The sequence below is a fragment of the Chryseobacterium pyrolae genome (assembly GCF_025153485.1).
Taxonomy (GTDB): Bacteria; Bacteroidota; Bacteroidia; order Flavobacteriales; family Weeksellaceae; genus Chryseobacterium; species Chryseobacterium antibioticum.
The window spans coordinates 68240-87689 of record NZ_JANZQH010000010.1 but is presented as its reverse complement, the minus strand read 5'-3'; the positions used below and the strand labels follow the sequence as shown (position 1 = coordinate 87689).

Genomic DNA, 19450 nt, shown 5'->3' with positions numbered 1-19450 from the left:
TATACAATAGTTTTTTATATAAGTTGTAGTAAATTTGTGGAAACTTATTCAAAAAGTATTCCAAAATGATACATTCAAGAAATAGAAGACTTAGAGTTAATGAATCTATCAGAAGTTTAGTAAGAGAAAATATCCTTACAACTGATGATTTTGTAATGCCGATCTTCGTAATGGAGGGCGAAAACCAGCAGGAAGCTATCCCGTCTATGCCGGGTATCTTCAGGAGGAGTATAGATTTGACGGTGAAGGAATGTAAAGAATTGTTTTCTTTGGGTGTAAAATCTGTCAACCTGTACATGAAAGTGTCAGAACATTTGAAAGACAATACCGGAAAAGAATCTTGGAACAAAGATGGATTAATGCAACAGACCATCAAAGCGATCAAAGATGCAGTGCCGGGAATGATTGTGATGCCGGATGTAGCTTTGGATCCTTATTCAATTTACGGCCATGACGGAATCATTGAAAACGGAAAAATCGTGAATGATGCGACCAATGATGCTTTAGCAAGAATGTCTGTATCCCACGCCGAGGCAGGAGCTGACATTGTGGCACCAAGCGACATGATGGACGGAAGAGTACTGGCGATTCGTGAAGCGTTGGAAGAAAGCGGATTTACCGATGTGGGAATTTTGAGCTATTCTGCAAAATATGCAAGTTCTTTTTACGGACCGTTCAGAAGTGCTCTCGACAGTGCACCGAAAGACAATATGGACATTCCTAAAGATAAAAAGACTTATCAGATGGATTTCCATAATTCCCGCGAAGCTTTAAACGAAGTATTCAAAGATATTGACGAAGGTGCAGATATCATTATGATCAAACCGGGATTACCTTATCTGGATATCGTTTCCAAAGTACGTGAAGCGATTGATCTTCCGATAGCAGTTTACAATGTAAGCGGAGAATATGCTATGGTAAAAGCAGCAGCTCAGAATGGCTGGCTGGATAATGATAAAACGATCATCGAAAGCCTTACCTGCTTCAAGAGAGCTGGAGCAGATTTGATCTTTACCTATTTTGCGAAAGAAGCAGCGATGATTTTAAATAAATAATGATTAAGTCACCATCATACAGAAACACCTCAGTTTAAACTGAGGTGTTTTTATTTTTAGAAAAAAAATGTTTTTTGTAATAGAGTAACGACAATTGATTACATGATATTGAAATCTTTTCCTTTCGTGAATTTTGCAGCAAAAGGAGCCTGATTTCCAGAATATTTTAAAACAAAATGTTTCTTTGTATCCGTATCTACTTTAGCATCCACTTCCACATCGGTAGTTTGAAAACTGACATCCAGTCCTACACCTGATTCTTTTTCAAGAAAGATTTCTACACTTTCTGCATAAAACAGGGAAGTACTCAGATAATTGAACTTGATATTCTTTCGGTACGTTTTGGATTTGTCCTGCGTAAACTGAGAGTAGTTTTTCAGAATTTCAATTCCCGGAGAATCAATGTTGGTCACCCGCGATTTTGTCACTCCGTTTACCCGTACAGAAAAGCTTTTAGCATTTTTTATATTGCCGTTCACCCCGATATTGAATAAAGAAGGAAGCGACAGGCCATATTCAACCATGCTGTCTTTTGTGAATTCAAAGTCAGGGATCAAAGCCGGATGTTTTGGCGTGTTGATCAGTTGTTCCTTTACAGTATTCAGGACATCCCCGGAAAATAGAAATCCGATGAGGTTGTTTTCTGTAGTTCTCCAGTTTCTGCCGTTCCACTCAAAGATTTCGCACAACAATGTGTCCGCAGAAGAGTGGGGAAGAAGATCCATATCCTGCCATTTGAAAACCTCCTTGGCGTAGGGCCTTCTGTCCACAATATTGAGACCCAGGTCCAGCGCAAGCAGATCTGTCAGGTCTTGATTATTTTCCATAGTAACTTAATTCTTGATTTGATGGAATAAAATTATGGAAATAAAATAATAAATGGTTTACAGCCATCCTTTTTTCCCATACACATACGTGTCATCAAACTGCTTATCACTCATAAACAGGTATAAAATCCCCTCAATAAAAGGAATAATAGAAGCTGCACCGAAAGTGACAATATTAAGGATAAGCTGAATCACCCCTTCCTTGGTATAGCCAAGATAAAACTTGTTTAAAGCCAGCCAGCCCACGAGGATTCCCAATATCGCAGCCGGAATTTTCTTTTCAGAACGGTAAGAACTATTGTTTTGCTGATTCTGATTCTGATTCTGATTCTGATTCTGATTGTTTTCTGTTTTGGTATAACCGTAATTTTCCATTGCTAATTTCTTTGTGATGTCTGATAGGTCGAATGAAATTCTCAGGAGTTACAAAATACCCGTTTAAATATTCTTCTTTTTCGGTGGACAGATGCTGATTGTTGAAAGTGTTTTTTATGAATGAACGGAAAAATAAAGCCTTTCACTCAAAAAACAACGGATACAATTTATAATCTAAAATTTGAATTCAAAAAAACTTTATCTTTGCTCCTATGATTTTACGAGGAGAAAACTTAATCAAAGAATACGGTCCTAAAAAAGTAGTAAAAGGTGTTTCTGTACAGGTTCAGCAGGGAGAAATTGTTGGTTTGCTTGGTCCAAATGGAGCAGGGAAGACCACTTCATTTTATATGATCGTAGGACTGGTTAAGCCTACTTCAGGAAAAATCTTTCTCGATAAACAGGAAATCACCACCGATGCGATGTACCGTCGTGCCCAAAAGGGAATCGGTTATCTGGCACAGGAAGCCTCGATTTTCAGAAAGCTGTCAGTAGAAGAAAATATCATGGGTGTTTTACAGCTCACCAAACTTTCAAGACGTGAGCAGCAGATCAAATGTGATGAGCTGGTTGAAGAATTTTCATTGCAGCATGTGCGTAAAAACCGTGGTGACCTTCTTTCCGGTGGGGAAAGACGTAGAACCGAAATTGCCCGCTGTCTGGCTACAAGCCCCAACTTTATCCTTCTTGATGAACCTTTCGCAGGGGTAGACCCGATTGCGGTAGAAGATATCCAGAAGATTGTAAGAAGTTTGGTAGATAAAAATATCGGGATCCTGATCACCGACCACAACGTTCAGCAGACCCTTGCCATTACCAATAAAACATACATCATGTTTGAAGGGAATATCCTGAAAGAAGGACTTCCGGAAGACCTTGCCAACGATCCACAGGTAAGAGAGGCATATCTTGGAGAAAATTTTGTGTATCAGAGCATTTTGGACAAACCGAAAAGGAAGAAATATATTTATAACATCTGGGCCGGTAATTTTGACTCAAAATCACAGCTGCAGGGGTTTGTAGATGAAAATTTCGGACAGTTTGATGACCTGAGGCTGATGTACGGTTTTGAAGATGCCAGTTTTGCTTCGCTTGCCAATTCTGAAATTGAGCATATCTTCAGTGAAGTGGTAGATAAGAATGCTAATAATTCCTTTGTTTTCCAAAGAAAAGAACTCACATCACAGTACACTCTGGAACAAGCAGAAGCTGAATCCAAAGCCGCAAGCCGACCGGAACTGCATTATCTGACGACGTATTTTTACGAAGGATAAGACGATTTGTTAAAAAAAGCAGATCATTTGCTGAAAAATAGAATTAAACGTACCTTTTCTCTCAGAAATGGTACGTTTTTTAGTTAAATAATTTCTATGGCAAAACCTTTTAACAGAACAGTCACATTATTTGGAATCTATAAACAGCTCGTTCCATTTATCAGGCCTTACCGTCCCATGATTTACTGGACGCTGTTTCTTACTTTTTTAGGTGCTCTTGCTGCACAGGTCAATCCTATTGTTTTAAAATACACGGTAGATGAGGTGACCAATCTTACCCATCTTCCGCATCCGATGTCGGAGGGGATTCATATTCTGGTGGTTATCTCGATTATTTTACTCGGAAAAGAACTGCTCAATATTTTTATCAACTTCGGGCAGAAGTTTTACGGTGAAAAAATAAGAATCAATGTAAGTTCTGTTTTGGCACAATCTGCCATCGACAAGATCCTGTCGTATAGAGTGGCCTATTTCAATGATGAGAATCATGAGTCCGGAAAACTACAGATTCGGATAGACCGTGGTATTGAAAGTTTAACGAAGCTGGTACAGAATTTTTTTATAGATATTCTTCCTCTTTTTTCCAATGCTATTATAGCTTTGATTATTATGTATATGCAGAATGTATATGTGGGAATGGTTTCTACAATCATTGTCCCGATTTATTTTTATATCAGTTCTCTTCAGGCAAAAAAATTGGGAGGAGTACGCCGTCAGCTCAGAAATCAGAGAGAAAGAAAAACTTCAGGACTGCTGAACCTGATCAATTCGATTATGGTGATCAAGAGCTTTGTCCGGGAAAAATTTGAAGGAAAAAAACAGTATGACCTGCAGATGGAGCTGATGGAAAGCCAGATGTTCACAAGAAAAACCAACTTTATCTATGACGGTTTAAAAACTTTTATCGAACAGTTCGGAGTGGTTTTAATTATCCTTTTGACAGTTTATCTGGTACTGGACCAGCAAATGACCATTGGTGCTATTATGCTTCATATCATGCTGTTCAACAATATTTCGGCACCTATCCGCCAACTGCATAGAATCTACGATGATATGAACGATGCCATGATTTATGCTGAAGGCTATTTTGAGATCCTGAATGCAGATGACGAAAAAGAACAGAATGGAACCTATGTAGAAAAACAGATCAAGGGTAATTTTGAACTGAAAAATGTAAACTTTAGTTATCCGAACGGGACCCATGCACTCCATGATGTTTCCATGAAAATAGAGAACGGGAAAACCACGGCATTGGTAGGGTTGAGTGGTGCTGGAAAATCTACAGTAATCAATCTCCTGTGTAAATTCTATCTTCCAAATTCCGGGGAAATCCTGCTGGATGAAGTTAATTTAAATAATTTTGAAAATAGTTTTCTAAGAAACGATCTTGGTTTGGTGCTTCAGAAAAACCATATTTTCCAGGGAAGCATTGAGGACAATATCCGTTATGGCGATATGAATGCGAGCTTCGAGGAAATTCAGGAGGCTTCGAGAAAAGCGTACCTCCATGAGCAGATCATGGATCTTCCGGATGGGTATCAGCATGACGCTACCCAGCTTTCCGGTGGACAGCAGCAGAGAATTGCCATAGCAAGATTATTCCTGAAAAACCCACCCATCATTTTCCTGGATGAGCCAACCGCCAGTCTGGATGCTATTGCTACAGAACAGATCAAAAACTCCCTCGATGCTATCAAAGAAGGCCGTACTGTCGTTATTATCTCCCATTCACTGTCACAAATTCTGGATTCAGATACCATTTATGTAATGAAAAAAGGAAGGGTAGTGGAGAGCGGAACCCATGACGAATTGGTTCAGATGAACGGAACATACCGTGAAATTTTTGATGCCTCTGCCAGAAGTTTAAATCTGGATAAGCTGGTGAATTCTTTTAAAGACAATTGATCTGAGCCGTACTGCATTCAGATTTGTAATGATGAAATTTTTTATGTCTCACAGATCACACGGATCTTCACATAGTATGGATTGTTGTTATCTGTAGGAGAATATATGTAGTAAGTTTCAAATGTTTTCTCATATAAAATTAAACGCAAAGGCTAAAATAAACCTTTGCGTTTGAAAAATTTTCAACAGTCAGTTTATTGTGCAGTTTCAGGGACCTTATACGTGCCTACCTCTGCGCCAAAAGCAATATTGATCCGGTTATAACTGTTTATAGCAATCACAGCCATGGTAAGATCTACCATTTCACTTTCGGAAAAATGTTTGCTGGCTTCGGAATAAATTTCGTCCGAGATTTCCCTGCCGTTTAAAGACGTTAAGCTTTCCGCCCAAAGCAATCCGGCTTTTTCTCTGTCTGTATAAAAAGAGCATTCTCTCCATGCGCTTACCAGAAATATTCGTTGCTCGGTTTCGCCTTTGGCTCTTAATTCCTTGGAGTGCATATCCAGGCAGAAAGCACACCCGTTCATTTGTGAAACACGGAAATACAAAAGTTCTAAAAATGAACTGTCAAGTGATGAATGCTGTACCTGAGATCCCATATGGTGAAGGGCGTTGACAGCTTTGTTTCCCATTGCAAATGCATTGATTCTTTGTGGCATAATAATTTGTTTTTTGATTAATTATGAGACAAATGTAGATCGCAATTTTCCGGAATTTTTTTACATATGATAAAAAACTATTTTTGTGCTCTGATCCTGCTTAAAGAAACCTGGGTGATCCCGATATAATCTGCCATATCTCCAAGGCTGATTCGCTGAACAAGATCAGGTCTCTGCTTCAGGAAATTATTGTACCGCTTTTTGCCATCATCTTCAAGCATTTCGCTTATCCTTCCCATCATATTGACAGGAGCTTTTGAATACAGCTTACTGAAAAGTGTTTCTGCCGTATGGTATTTTTTGCATAAACCTTCGATATGATCTTTATGTACACGGAAAACGTCACAGGGCTCCAGGGCAACAATCATATATTTTGAAGGACGACCTGTCAAAAAACCGCTCAATTCCGTGAAAAAAGAATTTTCCGCAAAGAAAGTCATGATGAAATCTTTGTCGCCATTATCGAAAAACAGCTTTACCAAGCCTTTCTCAAGAAAATAAAAATATCTGCACGTTTCGTCTCCTTTTAAAAGAAAATCTCCTTTTCTGTAAGTTTTTAATTCTAAACCTGAGACCAGATCTTCCATGACAGACGGTTCCGGTTTTATAATATTTTCAATGAACTGAATAAAACGGGTAGAATTCATATTTAAAAAATATTGATTGTAAAAAAATTAAATATAATAAAAAGCAATCCAATTTATATTCTCCGGACCAAAAAAGATTGATAGATTTGCTATAGCAATATGAACGATCACTATCTTAAAAAACTGGACAGAGTAACGGCAATTCTCACCCAATTACAATCAAAACCAACGGTAAGAGCACAAGACCTTGCTGCCAAATTTGATGTCAGCATCCGTACGATTTACCGTGATGTGAAAACCCTTGAGAACGCTGGGATTCCTATTATTGGAGAAGCCGGGAACGGGTATTCTCTGATGGACGGCTACAAACTTCCGCCCATAATGTTTACGAAGGAAGAAGTGCTGAGTTTTATCACTGCGGAAAAACTGATGCAGAAATTTTCCCATCAAAGTCTCGGAAATCATTACCAGACGGCGATGGAAAAAGTCAGGTCGGTGCTTCGGCATTCAGATAAAAATCTGATTCAGAATATTGAAAAGCAGATTGATGTTTTTAACTATCATACCCAGCCTGGCGGAGAACTCAAAAATGTGATCCCAACTATTCTGGAAAGCATTGCAGACAAAACACAGCTCATCATTGAATATAAAACAGTTCATTCCGAGGTAACGAACAGAACGGTGGAAGCAGTAGGTGTTTTCTTTGAATTCAATTACTGGTACATCATGGCTTTCTGTACACTAAGAAAAGATTTCAGACAGTTTAGGGTCGACAGGATTTTGCAGATCTTTAAAACTCAGATCCCTTTTTCTCAGGAATACGGGCAAATCAATGATTACAGGAGGTATTCAAACGGAGAGAAAACAAGGGTCAGACTTTTGATAGATAAAAAAATAATAGGACACATCGTGAATTCCAAAAAATATTACGGATTTATTGAAGAAACTGAAACCGAAAATGGAATTGAAATGACCTTTGATACCGAATGGATCGATGAAGGCTTTCCGCGCTGGCTGATCACTTTTGCAGATTATGCAACCATTTTAGAGCCGGAATCTTTAAAAACAAAACTCAGAAATTTGGCCTCGGATATTTCAAAAAAAATGGAATAGAAAATATAAACTCCGGCTTCACGAACGTGAAGCCGGAGTTTTGGAAATTTATATAATTTGAATAAAGAAACTTTTACTTCAACTAAAAAGGCAAAAATCAAAAACAACAAATCTGGGGTGTCTATATTTAATGGATGGATAATTGACATGATTGGTTTTGCGATTCTGCAGTTTCCTCTTTCTGTCTGAATTGAATCATCATTTTCAGTTTAAGTAAAGGCATTAATGATCCTAAAATCTCTCCCAAAAAAAAGGGGGCTCAATTCCTAAAGCTCTCAGATAGGTATATCCCTGGCCTCTGTGGTGAATTTCATTATCTACAAAATAAAGAATGTTCTGATACACCGGAAATTCGTACTGTCCGAATAAATTGAAAGTTTCCTGGAAACGTTCTTCAGTGATTTGGCTGAAATAATGGTTGATCACTTCTGTTTCCTCATCCCATTTTGTTAAGATATCTTCTTTGGTTTTTGGGTTGAATCCTTCTTCATTGTAAGCTTCCATATTTTTGTTAACGATTCCTTTTAAAGCAGGTCCTCCAATACTGATCAGTTCTAATGCCAGTTTCGCGAAAGGTCTCATTCCACCTACAGAAAATTCGAATAGTTCTTTTTCGGGGAAAGCTTCGATCACTCTTCTTGTCAGGTTTCTGTGTCCTTGCCAGTGTTCTAATAATTGGTCGGAAGTCATAAACTGTTTTGTGGCTGTGGCTGTAGTTGTCATAATTGTATTGTTTTAATTTGTTATTGTTGATACAAAGATAAGATGGGGTTATGACAACAGCTTGTCAGTAGGATTTTTGGTGCTGAAAAAATATTTTTTTTTCTTTGCTAAAATATAAACGTATGTTTCTCCGTTTAGATGTAAATTGCATGAAAAAATAAATGCCACGCTATTAAAATCTCGAAATGAAGAAGTATATTTTGCCTGTTATTCCTCTTTTTTTATTCCTCTCATGTAATAAAATTGAAGAGAAAATAGACGAGACTGTTCAGAAAACCACCGAAACTGTGCAACAGAAAGCGCAACAGGCGGTAGAAGAGACTGTCAAGAAGACCGTCAGCGAATCCCTTAATTCTTTAACCAATTCCCAGGACGTAAAATTTAATCAGGTATTTCCTGATGGAGGAAAACCTGTCGTTTCAGAAGAAACTGGAAAGAAATTTAAATTTCCAAACGGTTCCGAAGGATATATCTTTAAATACAAATCAGACATCGCTGTATTGCTTCCTTTCCTGGAAAAGCAACCTACTTCTGACGAAAACAAATCAGATAAAACAGCCCGTAAAATAGACGGACAAAGCATTATAGACAAAATAAGTTTTGTCTCAAAATTTCTTCCTGAAAATACTTTTGATACCAGTTTTCTGGAAGATATCAAGAGTGATAAAAATATAGAATATTACAAACTGAAAAGGTTTCCCAACAACAGTACAATAATCTATAACCCTAAAAACCAGACCATCATACAATACGTAGAGGTAAATAAATAATTTGTGAGTGACCGGATTTATCCGGTCATTTTTTTATTCATAACAAATTCAATAGAAACGGGCTTTAGCCCGTTTAAAAAAAACACCATCAATCGGGCTTTAGCCAAAACCTAAAACCCAAATCCTACATCCAAACATTTACATCTGTGCAATCCGTGGTGAAAATATCCTTCGTGAACTGCATTCATAAACCTTCAGTTTATACCCGGAATGATAACGTGTAATAAAAACAGATAGTATTAGCTTTGTAATCCTGAGCGAAGTCGAAGGACTCTCTCATTCAATCAATAATAAAGCTATAACTGTACAGAGATAAAACTACGAATCATTCCTGCATTTTACTTTTTACATTGTACAAAATAAAGTAATTTAGTAGTATGAAAATTTACACGAAAACAGGAGATAAAGGACAGACCGCTTTATACGGTGGTACAAGAGTTTCCAAAGCCAGTGCCAGAGTAGACAGCTACGGAAATATAGACGAGCTTAATTCATTCATTGGGATTTCTAAAAGTCATATTGAGGATGAAGAGGTTTTGAAGCAGTTGAAGAAAATTCAGTTTGATCTGTTTACAGTAGGTTCAGAAGCAGCAACACCAGTTGATAAATTGATGTTGGCCAACGGAAAATCACGTCTGCCGTTAATTATTTCAGATACGGAGATCGAAGAACTTGAGCAATGGATGGATGCTTTTGAAGATAAATTAGAGCCTCTTCAATATTTTATCCTGCCTGGTGGAGGAAAATCTGCAACATTTTTACATGCAGCAAGAACGATTTGCAGAAGAGCAGAACGTTCCCTTGTTTTCTTAAATGAATCTGAAGAAGTACGTCCTGAACTGATCAAATACCTGAACAGGCTTTCTGACTATCTTTTTGTTTTGGCAAGATATATTTCGAAAATCAACAACGAACCTGAAGAATACTGGAATCCGAATGAGAGATAAAGTATTGCTTTTCATCAACGGAGATCATCCGAAAACCCTTCCAGATCCGGATCAATATAGTTTAATAGCCTGTACCGACGGCGCTTTTCATTATTTGAAGCAGCTTGGTTTTCCTTTAGATAAACTGGATTTTATTTCCGGTGATTTTGATTCTCATTCAGGATCGGATGAAAGTGTTTATCAGGATAAATTTATTTTAACCCTGGATCAGGATAAAACAGACTTTCACAAAGCATTGGAAATTATTCTGGAAAAAGGTTTTACAGAAATTGATGTTTTCGGAGGAAGTGGGGGTGAACAGGATCATTTTTTAGGAAACCTGACGGTTGCTTATGCTTTTAAAGACAAAATGAATCTGAAATTCTACGATGAATTTTCCGAATATTATTTTGTTCCGAACAATTTTAAGCGGAAAGGGGTTAAAAATAAAATGATTTCATTGTATCCTTTCCCTTCCGTTGAAAATATAACCACAACAGGGTTAAACTGGCCTTTAACTAATGGAAGTTTGAGCATCACGTCAAGAATCGGAACAAGGAATTTCGCTGTGGAAGATGAGGTTTCCATTCAATACGAATCCGGTGATCTGTTGTTTTTTGTAGGAACTAATGAAATAGAATATCCCTCAATATATTGAAACAGTTTATAAAAATATCGGTTCTGCTAACAGTAGTATTTTGTGTTTTTTCCTGTAAAACACAGGATTTTACACCGCCTGAATATGGAAAAAGTGGAACCGGGAACTCTATTGAAATCAAAAAAGTAAACAATTTTCGAACGGTAGGAAATATTAAAAATTCTGAAGGAAGAACTTTAAAAGAAGGGAAGTTCTACAGAAGCGGACATCTTCATCAACTGAAGAAAAATTCGTTCAAAGAACTGGAGATTCTAGGAATAAAAGAGGTAATCGATCTTAGAAATTCAAAAGAAATATCAGATAAACCGGACCAGCTTCCCGATGATATTGTTTATAAAAAATATTCAGCTTTTAAAGATGAAGGAGATCAGCTTACCCAGGCAAAAAAGCTTGTTTTGAAAGGAAAGGTAAATGGCTCTGATGCAAATAAAAGAATGATTGATTTCTACCGGGAATATGTGACTGAGAATCCTGAAGTGATCAGAAAAATCATCACAGAAATTCTGGAATCTGATAAGCCGGTTCTTTACCACTGTACCGCGGGGAAAGACAGAACAGGCATTACGACGGCTTTAATTTTAACGATTTTAAAATTTGATAAAGCAACCATCTACAATGATTATCTTTTATCCAATAACTACAGAAAAAGATTGGTCCTCAAAAGGCTAAAACTGGCTGGTAATCTACATTTCCTATATCCCAAAATGGATGTGAAAGTTCTTGAAAAACTGAGCTGGGTTGAAACAGCTTACCTCGATGCGGCGTTTGATGAAATCAATAAGAAATATGGCTCAATGGATGCTTATATTCAACAGGTTTTGGGTATTTCGGGAAATAAGAGAGAGGAATATGTTAAGAAGTTCACGAATCAATAATGTGTAGCGGTTTTTACATGATGTCATTTTTAAATTTATAATAAATTTAACGCTTAAAAATCAAACTTTTTTAGCAATTTTGCATTTCGTAATTCACTTGTCAAGAAATGAAAATAAAGTACTCGGAACTTATTGATCAGACATTGTATTTTCCTACAGAGGAATTTAATGTTTCTGAGAACAATTTGTTATTTCACGATGTTCCTTTAATGGAAGTCGTTGAAAAATTTGGCACCCCGCTAAAAATTAGCTACCTGCCGAGAATTTCTCAAAATATCCAGAAGGCCAAGAGCTGGTTTAGGGAAGCTTTTGAGAAAGCCGAATATAAAAAGAATTATACCTACTGCTACTGTACAAAATCCAGTCATTTCAATTTTGTGCTTGAAGAAGCTCTTAAGAATGATATTTCTATAGAAACTTCTTCAGCCTACGATATGGATATTGTAAAATCTCTTTATGGGAAGGGTAAAGTAGATAAAAATATTGAGGTCATCTGTAATGGATTCAAGACTGATGATTATCTGGCGAAAATTTCCGAGATGATCAACAGCGGTTTTGAAAACATTACCCCGATCCTGGATAACTACCGTGAGCTGGATAAGCTTACAGAAAGTATTGATACCACGTTCGATATCGGTATCAGAATAGCTTCGGAGGAAGAGCCTAAATTCGAATTCTATACCTCAAGATTAGGGATCGGATATAGAGACATTATTCCTTATTACAGCCAGAAAATCGCTGAACACCCGAATGCAAGACTGAAAATGCTTCACTTCTTCATTAATACCGGGATCAAAGACACCGCTTATTACTGGAACGAATTGTACAAATGTCTTCGTGTATATGCACGTTTGAAGAAAATTGCTCCGGAAGTGGATTCACTGAACATCGGTGGAGGTTTCCCAATCAAAACTTCTTTAAACTTTGAATACGATTATCAGTATATGGTGGAAGAAATCGTTTCTCAGATCAAAAAATTCTGTGAAGAGGAAGGAGTGGAAGAACCTAATATTTATACGGAATTCGGAAGTTTTACGGTTGGAGAAAGTGGGGCTAATCTTTATAAAATCATTTCTCAGAAACGTCAGAATGACAGAGAGAAGTGGAATATGATCGATTCTTCATTCATGACTACACTTCCTGATACGTGGGCGATCTCCAGACACTTTATCATGCTTCCGTTGAACAGATGGGAAGATACGTATGAAAGAGTATTCCTGGGTGGATTGACTTGTGATTCTGATGATTATTATAACTCCGAACAACATACCAATGCTATCTATCTGCCGGTTTTCAGCGATACCAAACCTCTGTATATAGGATTCTTCCATACAGGAGCGTATCAGGAAACAATAGGAGGGTACGGAGGTGTTCACCACTGTCTGATGCCTCAGCCAAGACACGTCCTGATCCAGAAAGATGAAAATGGTGAGCTTCAGTATGAAGTTTTCCGTGAAAAACAGGAACCTGAAGATATTTTGAAAATCCTGGGTTACAAATAATAACATCGTCATTGCGAGGAACGAAGTGACGAAGCAATCTCAACTTAATGATCTTAACAACTCAATTATTTCTTAATGTTTTAAATTTAATCATTAAGGTTTTTGTTAAGAATTAAGAATAGTTAAGAATCTTCTCTTCGTTTCAGATGATAAGGAAAACATAAAAAATAAAGCTCTCAAAATTTTGAGAGTTTTTTTTCATTTAAAAATATTTTGAAAGCTTATCCAGTTCCAGTTCTTCATAATCTGAAACCACGATATCAGCTAAAGTATAATCCTGATTTTTTGAATGGAGACTTCTGTAGGCAGCACAGAAAATTTCAGCTCTGCTTGCTGCAAGAATTCCGTTCGTAGAATCTTCAATCACCATGCAGCTTTCTACAGGTTCTTCCGCCATTTCTGCTGCCAAAAGAAATACTTCAGGGTGAGGCTTGGATTCCTTCAAGGCTGCACCGCTTATTTTTCCACTAAAATATTGTTCAAGACCGAACTTTTCAAAAACCATGTTGATGGTCACCATCGTTGCAGAAGAAGCAAGAATAAGCTTAATGCCGTTCTCATGGTAATGCTTGATCAATTCTCTTACTCCGGGAATCAGGTCAAATTCCTCATCATTATCGAAATAATCTTTGAAATGAGCTCTTTTGATGGCAGAAAGGCCTTCGTGAGTATGAGATAGACTGTATTTCCCGATGAGTGTTTCAAAGACTCTTTTAGTGGAAGCTCCGGTGAAAGAGGTGTATAATTCTTCGGAAACAGCAATTTCCAGTTCGTCAAACGTTTTAAAATAAGCTTTTCTGTGAAGTGGTTCCGTATCTACAATAACCCCGTCCATATCGAAAAGAACAGCTTTTAAAGGCATATTTTGTTTTTTACAAAAGTAGGGAATTGGTTTGAAAGAGGAAAGGGGAGGAAGATGCTAGATTTCAGACACGAGATGTGAGACATGAGACTTTTTTGGTTAAGGTTTAGAAAGTGTCAATAGTGAATTTTGCTTTGCAAATGAAGGGAGAATGATAGAATCAAGAGCCAAGAACCAAGAGCCAAGAATCAAGATTTCAGACATCAGATAATTATCTTATTAACTTAATTACGATGAACCAGCAACATTATTTCAACCAGCAACTGACAACCGACCTCTAAACTCATTTACCCTCTTATTCTCAAACGAAAAAACCCTTAAACTCTGCCACCCTTAAACTCAGGTACACTCAAACTCACAAACTCTTCGTATCTTTGCCCAGAATATTTCAATCTTTAAATCATTTAAATTTTTAAATAAAACATGAGAACATACGCAGGAATTCCTGAAGAAAATGCAACGTTAGAGAACTCTAAAGTAATGCTGGTAACCGTTCCTTACGATGGAACTTCAACATGGGGTAAAGGAGCTGATAAAGGCCCTGAATTATTCCTGGATGCTTCCGAAAACATGGAGCTTTATGATATTGAAACAGGAACTGAACCTTTCCTTGACGGAGTATACCTGGCAGGAGAAATTTCTGAGAATTCAAGTCCTGAAGCGATGACGGAAGCTGTTTACCAAAAAACGAAAGAGCTTTTGAACAACGAAGGAAAAGTTTTTACTCTTTTCGGAGGTGAGCACTCTGTTTCTATCGGTTCTATCCGTGCAGTAGGAGAGAAGTTTGAAAACCTTACCGTTCTTCAGCTGGATGCCCACACAGACTTACGTCCTGAATTCCATGGCTCTACTTCTAACCATGCATGTGCAGTTTTTGAAGCGAATCAAAAGCATAACTTAGTTCAGGTGGGAATCCGTTCTATGGATGCTGAAGAAGCTGAATATCTGTCGGAAGGAAGAGTGTTTTTTGCGCATGAGATCGCAAACAATGAGAACTGGGTGAATGATGTTTTGGAAAAAGTTTCAGGAAACGTTTATATCACGATTGATCTTGATGCTTTCGATCCTTCTATTGCTCCATCTACAGGGACTCCTGAGCCAGGTGGTCTTCAGTGGTATCCAACGTTGGAATTATTGAGAAAAGTATTTGAAAAATGTAACGTAGTAGCCTTTGATATTGTAGAATTAATGGATTCTCCGATGCCTAAGCCAACAGCTTTCTTAGCCGCTAAGTTATATTACAAAATGCTTGCTTACAACCATATTTATAACAACAACTAAAATTCCGCAAGAATCAGATTTTTTCTGCCCTGTATTCTTCGGAAATTTGTGAGGTAAAACAGAAATATTATGTCCGCACAAAGTCAGATCGATTACAACAGAATTGCCAAAGCGATAGCATATATCCAGAGCAATTTCAGGCTTCAGCCAAGTTTGGAGGAAGTGGCAGAGAATATTCACTTAAGTCCGGCTCATTTTCAGAAGATATTTACGGAATGGGCAGGGACAAGTCCGAAGAAATTTTTACAGTTCATCAGTCTTGAACATGCTAAAAATTTATTGAAGGAAGAAAAAGCGACTTTATTTGATACCGCTTACGAGACGGGACTTTCCAGCACAAGCAGGCTTCATGACCTCTTTGTGAACATAGAAGGAATGTCTCCGGCGGAATATAAAAACGGCGGAAAAAGCCTGAACATCAATTACAGTTTTTCCAAAAGTCCTTTTGGATCTGTAATGGTAGCATCCACTGAAAAAGGAATTTGCTACATGGCTTTTGAAGACGATAAAGAAACAGCATTGGGAAATTTGAAGCATACGTTTCCCAATGCTTCTTTTTTTGAAAGACAGGATGCTCTTCAGAACAATGCATTGTCCATATTTGATCAGGACTGGACGAAACTCAACACGATTAAACTTCATCTAAAAGGCACAGATTTTCAGCTTAAAGTCTGGGAAAGCCTTCTTTCTATTCCAATGGGAAAACTGTCTACCTACGGCAATCTGGCTGGAAAGATCGGGAATCCGAGGGCATCCAGAGCAGTTGGAACTGCAATTGGCAGTAATCCTGTAGCCTTTCTTATTCCATGTCACCGGGTGATTCAATCTACGGGTAATATGGGTGGTTACCGATGGGGAACTGAAAGAAAACAGTTGATGGTAGGCTGGGAAAGTTCCCATATCTATTCTGAAAACCCTATTTTACTTTAATTATTATTTAAACCACAAAAGTCACAAAAGCGCTACGTTTTATCTAAAAGTTGAATACTTTTAAGTGAAAAAGTTCACAAAATATAACCTGAAGTTTTTTAGCTTTCGTTTATATGAATACCAGATTTAAGTTTTGGCTAAAGCCAGATTGGATGTTTCTGATTGATAAAACGGGCTAAAGCCCGTTCCTATTGATGTAAATACATCTATTTAGAAATAGTAGTGCCGAATAAAAATCTTTGATTTCAAAAAAAACTAAGTGGACTTTATTCAACGTTTTAGTAATAACTTAAAAAAACTTAAGTGTTAAAAACTTTTGCGACTAAAATAAAACTCTGATTATAAAACTTAATGACTCACTCATACTTTTTACAAACTCAAAATCATGAACAGCCTGTTTGAAGAAATATCAGAATATCCTTTCAATATCCTTCCGAATGACGGAACAGTCCATTATTACGGAACAGTATTTAACAAAGAAAGATCAGATTTCTTTTATGATTATCTGCTGAATCAGATCCCCTGGGAAAATGATGAAGCAGTGATCTTTGGAAAATTAATTTTAACGAAGAGAAAAGTAGCATGGTTCGGAGAGAAAGCCTTTGAATATACCTACTCAAAACGAACAAAATATGCGAAATTCTGGACACCGGAATTACTCGAGCTGAAGAAAAAATGCGAGGAAGTTTCAGGAGAAACATACAATTCCTGCCTTCTCAATTTATACCATGACGGAAGCGAAGGAATGGCCTATCACAGCGACGGAGAAAAGGATCTTAAAAAACATGGAGCTATCGCATCCCTGACTTTCGGTGCTGAAAGAAAGTTTTTATTTAAACATAAAATCACCAAAGAGAAAGTGGAAATATTCCTGGAAAATGGAAGCCTTCTGATTATGAAAGGAACAACGCAGGAAAACTGGCTGCACAGACTTCCGCCAACAACCAAAGTGAAATCGCCAAGGGTAAATCTTACTTTCAGAACGATCGAAGAGTAAAAATTCATGCTGGCTGAGGTTCTTGAAGCCACTAATAATGATTACATAAAAAAATCCGGTCACACAATTTCTCGTAGCGGCCGGATTTTACGTTTTATAAACAGATATCTATTACCATAGGTGGCTTTAGGCACCTTATTTTTATTTCAATACTTCAGCTTCAATAGAGCTGTCATTATATACTTTAATAAAAGCTTTTGTATAATCTGCTTTCGTCGCAAAGTTTGGATTCTCCATAAATTTCTGAGGGTTTATCGCGAAAAGCGGCCACCATGTACTGCTGATCTGAATCTGGATTTTATGTCCTTTTTTGAAGGTATGCATCACATCCTGTAATTTGAAATTGACAGCCGTTTTCTGATTAGGAACCAAAGCTTCGCCTTTTTCTCTTGAATTTCTGAACCTTGCCGGCATGATCTCACTTCTTACCATCTGGTGGTAATTAGGATAAATGACTCCGTCTTTCTTTTCCTTAGGTTTAAAATCTTCAGGATAAACATCAATCAGTTTTACTGCAAAATCTGCGTCGGTAGAAGAGGATGCGATATTCAGTTTAGCCATGATCTCTCCCGCAAAACTCATATCTTCTGTTAAAACATCTGTCGTAAACGTCAAAACATCAGGTCTTCCAACAGCAAATCTCTGGTCTTCCGACATATAATTTTTAGGGGTGAATCCGTTGAAATCTTTCAGATTATCAGAACTTAAAACAGGGTTGTTCGGATCACTGTAGTATTCTGAAGAGCCCTGGCCTGCAGCGTTCTTCAATGTTCCGTCAGCTAAGTAGAAATTGATCTTTTGGGCATTTTTTGGAGGATAAGAGGCAAATTCTCTCCATTCTTTAGATCCCGTATCGTACATCAAAGCTTCCGGAAGCCCGGCATCTTCTTTGGTGTTTCCTTTTAAATAATGATTAAAAAACTTGGTTTCAATATTTTTCTGGTAATACGTCGCAATGCTGTCCCCGAAATAGATCTGGTTATGGAAATGTTTTCCTTGTTCCTGTGCCCATGCTCCGTGAGAAAAAGGTCCCATTACAATGGTATTCTTAGCTTTCGGGCTTGTCTTTTCTATCGTTTTGTAAATGTTAAGCGGCCCTGAAAGGTCTTCTGCATCAAACCAGCCTCCAACGGTCATTACCGCATGGTTGACATTCTTTAAATGGGGAAGAAGGTTTCTTTTCTGCCAGAACTCATCATAGTTAGGATGATTCATGATCTCCGTCATGAAGAAATTGTTTTTGTAGTATTTTTCGTAGCCATCCTTTAAAGTTCCCATATCTCTGTAAAACTTAAGACCATCTTCCGAAGTCTGCTTCACGAAAGTATCCATATACCAGGCTTTATTTTCCGGTTTTGCCTTCTGAATCCCAAAAACAGGGAACGTTCTGAAATAGCCCAGCATGAATCTTCCGTTATGAAGAAAATCATCATTCCAGAAATCAGAAATAGGAGCCTGGGGAGATGAAGCCACAAGGGCAGGGTGCTGCGCCAGTATTCCTACCGCGGTGTAAAATCCAGGGTACGAAGTTCCATATTGTCCCGCTTTACCATTGTTGTCTTTAACATTCTTTAAAAGCCACTCTATCGTATCATAAGTATCCGTGCTTTCATCTATGTCTTTTTTCGTTTTGCGGTCTACCTGAGGCGTCATATTGGTAAAAGCTCCCTCACTCATATATCTTCCGCGTACATCCTGGAAGACAAAAATATACTTATCCTTCATCAGGTATTGGTTAGGTCCCAGTTTGGATCTGTATTCATTTTCTCCGTAAGGCGCGATGCTGTAGCAGGTTCTCTGCATCAGGAAAGGATATTTGTTTTTGTTTGAAATATCTTTCGGGACGTATATGGCTGTGAAAAGCTTTACCCCGTCACGCATCGGAATATAGAATTCCTTTTTGGTAAAATTATCTTTTACGAACGTATCCTTCTGATCTGTACTCTGTGCACGCCCAAGGATAAAAAAGAAAATAAATAAAATTGAAATATGGATCTTCATAAATAAAATTTGACGCTAATTTAGAAATAAAATGCGTCCAATACACATCATGCTCTCAATCTTTTGGCAGAAAATAGGGGAGAATGAAAAAATGACCGGAATCTTCCGGCCATAGTATGAGTTTTAAAAA

18 protein-coding genes and 1 pseudogene are annotated in these 19450 nt (G+C 37.6%); 12 read left to right on the top strand and 7 right to left on the bottom strand.

Going from position 1 to position 19450, the window contains the following annotated elements:
- The first annotated feature begins 65 nt into the window (after positions 1 to 65).
- On the top strand, positions 66 to 1055 hold the full coding sequence (gene hemB / locus NZD88_RS18330; RefSeq protein WP_259831049.1) for a porphobilinogen synthase: 990 nt from the start codon (positions 66 to 68) through the stop codon (positions 1053 to 1055).
- Positions 1056 to 1153: 98 nt separating this feature from the next.
- On the opposite strand, the gene NZD88_RS18325 is transcribed toward hemB, so the two are convergent.
- Both NZD88_RS18325 and NZD88_RS18320 read right to left on the bottom strand, forming a co-directional pair.
- The gene (locus tag NZD88_RS18325; RefSeq protein ID WP_169235025.1) at positions 1154 to 1882 is read right to left on the bottom strand and encodes a hypothetical protein; all 729 of its coding nucleotides are present in this window, start codon (positions 1880 to 1882) and stop codon (positions 1154 to 1156) included.
- A gap of 57 nt (positions 1883 to 1939) precedes the next feature.
- A complete protein-coding gene (locus NZD88_RS18320; protein ID WP_259831047.1) occupies positions 1940 to 2257 on the bottom strand; it encodes a TM2 domain-containing protein in 318 nt (105 codons plus the stop codon).
- A 212-nt stretch (positions 2258 to 2469) separates the two neighbouring features.
- Between NZD88_RS18320 and lptB the strand changes: the two are divergent.
- Positions 2470 to 3195, top strand: a pseudogene (gene lptB / locus NZD88_RS18315) (LPS export ABC transporter ATP-binding protein); the annotation flags it as partial.
- A gap of 513 nt (positions 3196 to 3708) precedes the next feature.
- The gene (locus tag NZD88_RS18310; RefSeq protein WP_259831130.1) at positions 3709 to 5436 is read left to right on the top strand and encodes an ABC transporter ATP-binding protein; all 1728 of its coding nucleotides are present in this window, start codon (positions 3709 to 3711) and stop codon (positions 5434 to 5436) included.
- Between the two features lie 194 nt (positions 5437 to 5630).
- Here the strand turns inward: NZD88_RS18310 and NZD88_RS18305 are convergent, their stop codons facing one another.
- Together NZD88_RS18305 and NZD88_RS18300 are read right to left on the bottom strand one after the other, a co-directional pair.
- Complete coding sequence (locus NZD88_RS18305) at positions 5631 to 6095, bottom strand: carboxymuconolactone decarboxylase family protein (protein WP_259831042.1); 465 nt, start codon at positions 6093 to 6095, stop codon at positions 5631 to 5633.
- A gap of 77 nt (positions 6096 to 6172) precedes the next feature.
- Positions 6173 to 6742, bottom strand: a complete 570-nt coding sequence (locus tag NZD88_RS18300) for a Crp/Fnr family transcriptional regulator (RefSeq protein WP_259831041.1) — start codon at positions 6740 to 6742, stop codon at positions 6173 to 6175.
- Positions 6743 to 6841: 99 nt separating this feature from the next.
- Here NZD88_RS18300 and NZD88_RS18295 point away from each other — a divergent pair, with 99 nt between their 5' ends.
- Positions 6842 to 7795 carry a helix-turn-helix transcriptional regulator gene (locus NZD88_RS18295; protein WP_259831040.1) on the top strand — a complete coding sequence of 318 codons (954 nt, stop codon included), beginning with the start codon at positions 6842 to 6844 and terminating at the stop codon, positions 7793 to 7795.
- Positions 7796 to 8026: 231 nt separating this feature from the next.
- Here the strand turns inward: NZD88_RS18295 and NZD88_RS18290 are convergent, their stop codons facing one another.
- Positions 8027 to 8518: a DinB family protein gene (locus NZD88_RS18290; protein ID WP_259831039.1), complete on the bottom strand. Its 492-nt coding sequence runs from the start codon at positions 8516 to 8518 to the stop codon at positions 8027 to 8029.
- 185 nt (positions 8519 to 8703) lie between these two features.
- On the opposite strand from NZD88_RS18290, the gene NZD88_RS18285 reads away from it, so the two are divergent.
- The 5 genes from NZD88_RS18285 to NZD88_RS18265 all read left to right on the top strand — a co-directional run bounded on the left by NZD88_RS18285 (position 8704) and on the right by NZD88_RS18265 (position 13249).
- Complete coding sequence (locus tag NZD88_RS18285; RefSeq protein WP_259831038.1) at positions 8704 to 9288, top strand: hypothetical protein; 585 nt, start codon at positions 8704 to 8706, stop codon at positions 9286 to 9288.
- 377 nt (positions 9289 to 9665) lie between these two features.
- On the top strand, positions 9666 to 10235 hold the full coding sequence (locus NZD88_RS18280) for a cob(I)yrinic acid a,c-diamide adenosyltransferase (protein ID WP_259831037.1): 570 nt from the start codon (positions 9666 to 9668) through the stop codon (positions 10233 to 10235).
- Positions 10225 to 10872 (top strand): thiamine diphosphokinase, encoded by a 648-nt coding sequence (locus NZD88_RS18275; RefSeq protein WP_259831036.1) that lies wholly within the window; start codon positions 10225 to 10227, stop codon positions 10870 to 10872. Before NZD88_RS18280 ends, NZD88_RS18275 begins: the two co-directional genes overlap by 11 nt.
- A complete protein-coding gene (locus NZD88_RS18270; protein ID WP_259831035.1) occupies positions 10869 to 11747 on the top strand; it encodes a tyrosine-protein phosphatase in 879 nt (292 codons plus the stop codon). The genes NZD88_RS18275 and NZD88_RS18270 overlap by 4 nt, the downstream gene beginning before the upstream one ends.
- Positions 11748 to 11854: 107 nt before the next feature.
- Positions 11855 to 13249, top strand: a complete 1395-nt coding sequence (locus tag NZD88_RS18265; protein ID WP_034731926.1) for a type III PLP-dependent enzyme domain-containing protein — start codon at positions 11855 to 11857, stop codon at positions 13247 to 13249.
- Between the two features lie 202 nt (positions 13250 to 13451).
- Here NZD88_RS18265 and NZD88_RS18260 read toward each other — a convergent pair whose 3' ends face one another.
- On the bottom strand, positions 13452 to 14111 hold the full coding sequence (locus NZD88_RS18260) for an HAD family hydrolase (RefSeq protein ID WP_259831033.1): 660 nt from the start codon (positions 14109 to 14111) through the stop codon (positions 13452 to 13454).
- A 423-nt stretch (positions 14112 to 14534) separates the two neighbouring features.
- On the opposite strand from NZD88_RS18260, the gene speB reads away from it, so the two are divergent.
- The 3 genes from speB (at position 14535) to NZD88_RS18245 (ending at position 17319) form a co-directional block, all read left to right on the top strand.
- On the top strand, positions 14535 to 15392 hold the full coding sequence (gene speB, locus NZD88_RS18255) for an agmatinase (protein ID WP_259831031.1): 858 nt from the start codon (positions 14535 to 14537) through the stop codon (positions 15390 to 15392).
- A gap of 69 nt (positions 15393 to 15461) precedes the next feature.
- Positions 15462 to 16322: a bifunctional helix-turn-helix domain-containing protein/methylated-DNA--[protein]-cysteine S-methyltransferase gene (locus NZD88_RS18250; RefSeq protein WP_259831030.1), complete on the top strand. Its 861-nt coding sequence runs from the start codon at positions 15462 to 15464 to the stop codon at positions 16320 to 16322.
- A 385-nt stretch (positions 16323 to 16707) separates the two neighbouring features.
- A complete protein-coding gene (locus NZD88_RS18245) occupies positions 16708 to 17319 on the top strand; it encodes an alpha-ketoglutarate-dependent dioxygenase AlkB family protein (protein ID WP_259831027.1) in 612 nt (203 codons plus the stop codon).
- A gap of 141 nt (positions 17320 to 17460) precedes the next feature.
- Here the strand turns inward: NZD88_RS18245 and NZD88_RS18240 are convergent, their stop codons facing one another.
- Complete coding sequence (locus tag NZD88_RS18240; protein ID WP_259831026.1) at positions 17461 to 19320, bottom strand: CocE/NonD family hydrolase; 1860 nt, start codon at positions 19318 to 19320, stop codon at positions 17461 to 17463.
- Positions 19321 to 19450 lie beyond the last annotated feature (130 nt).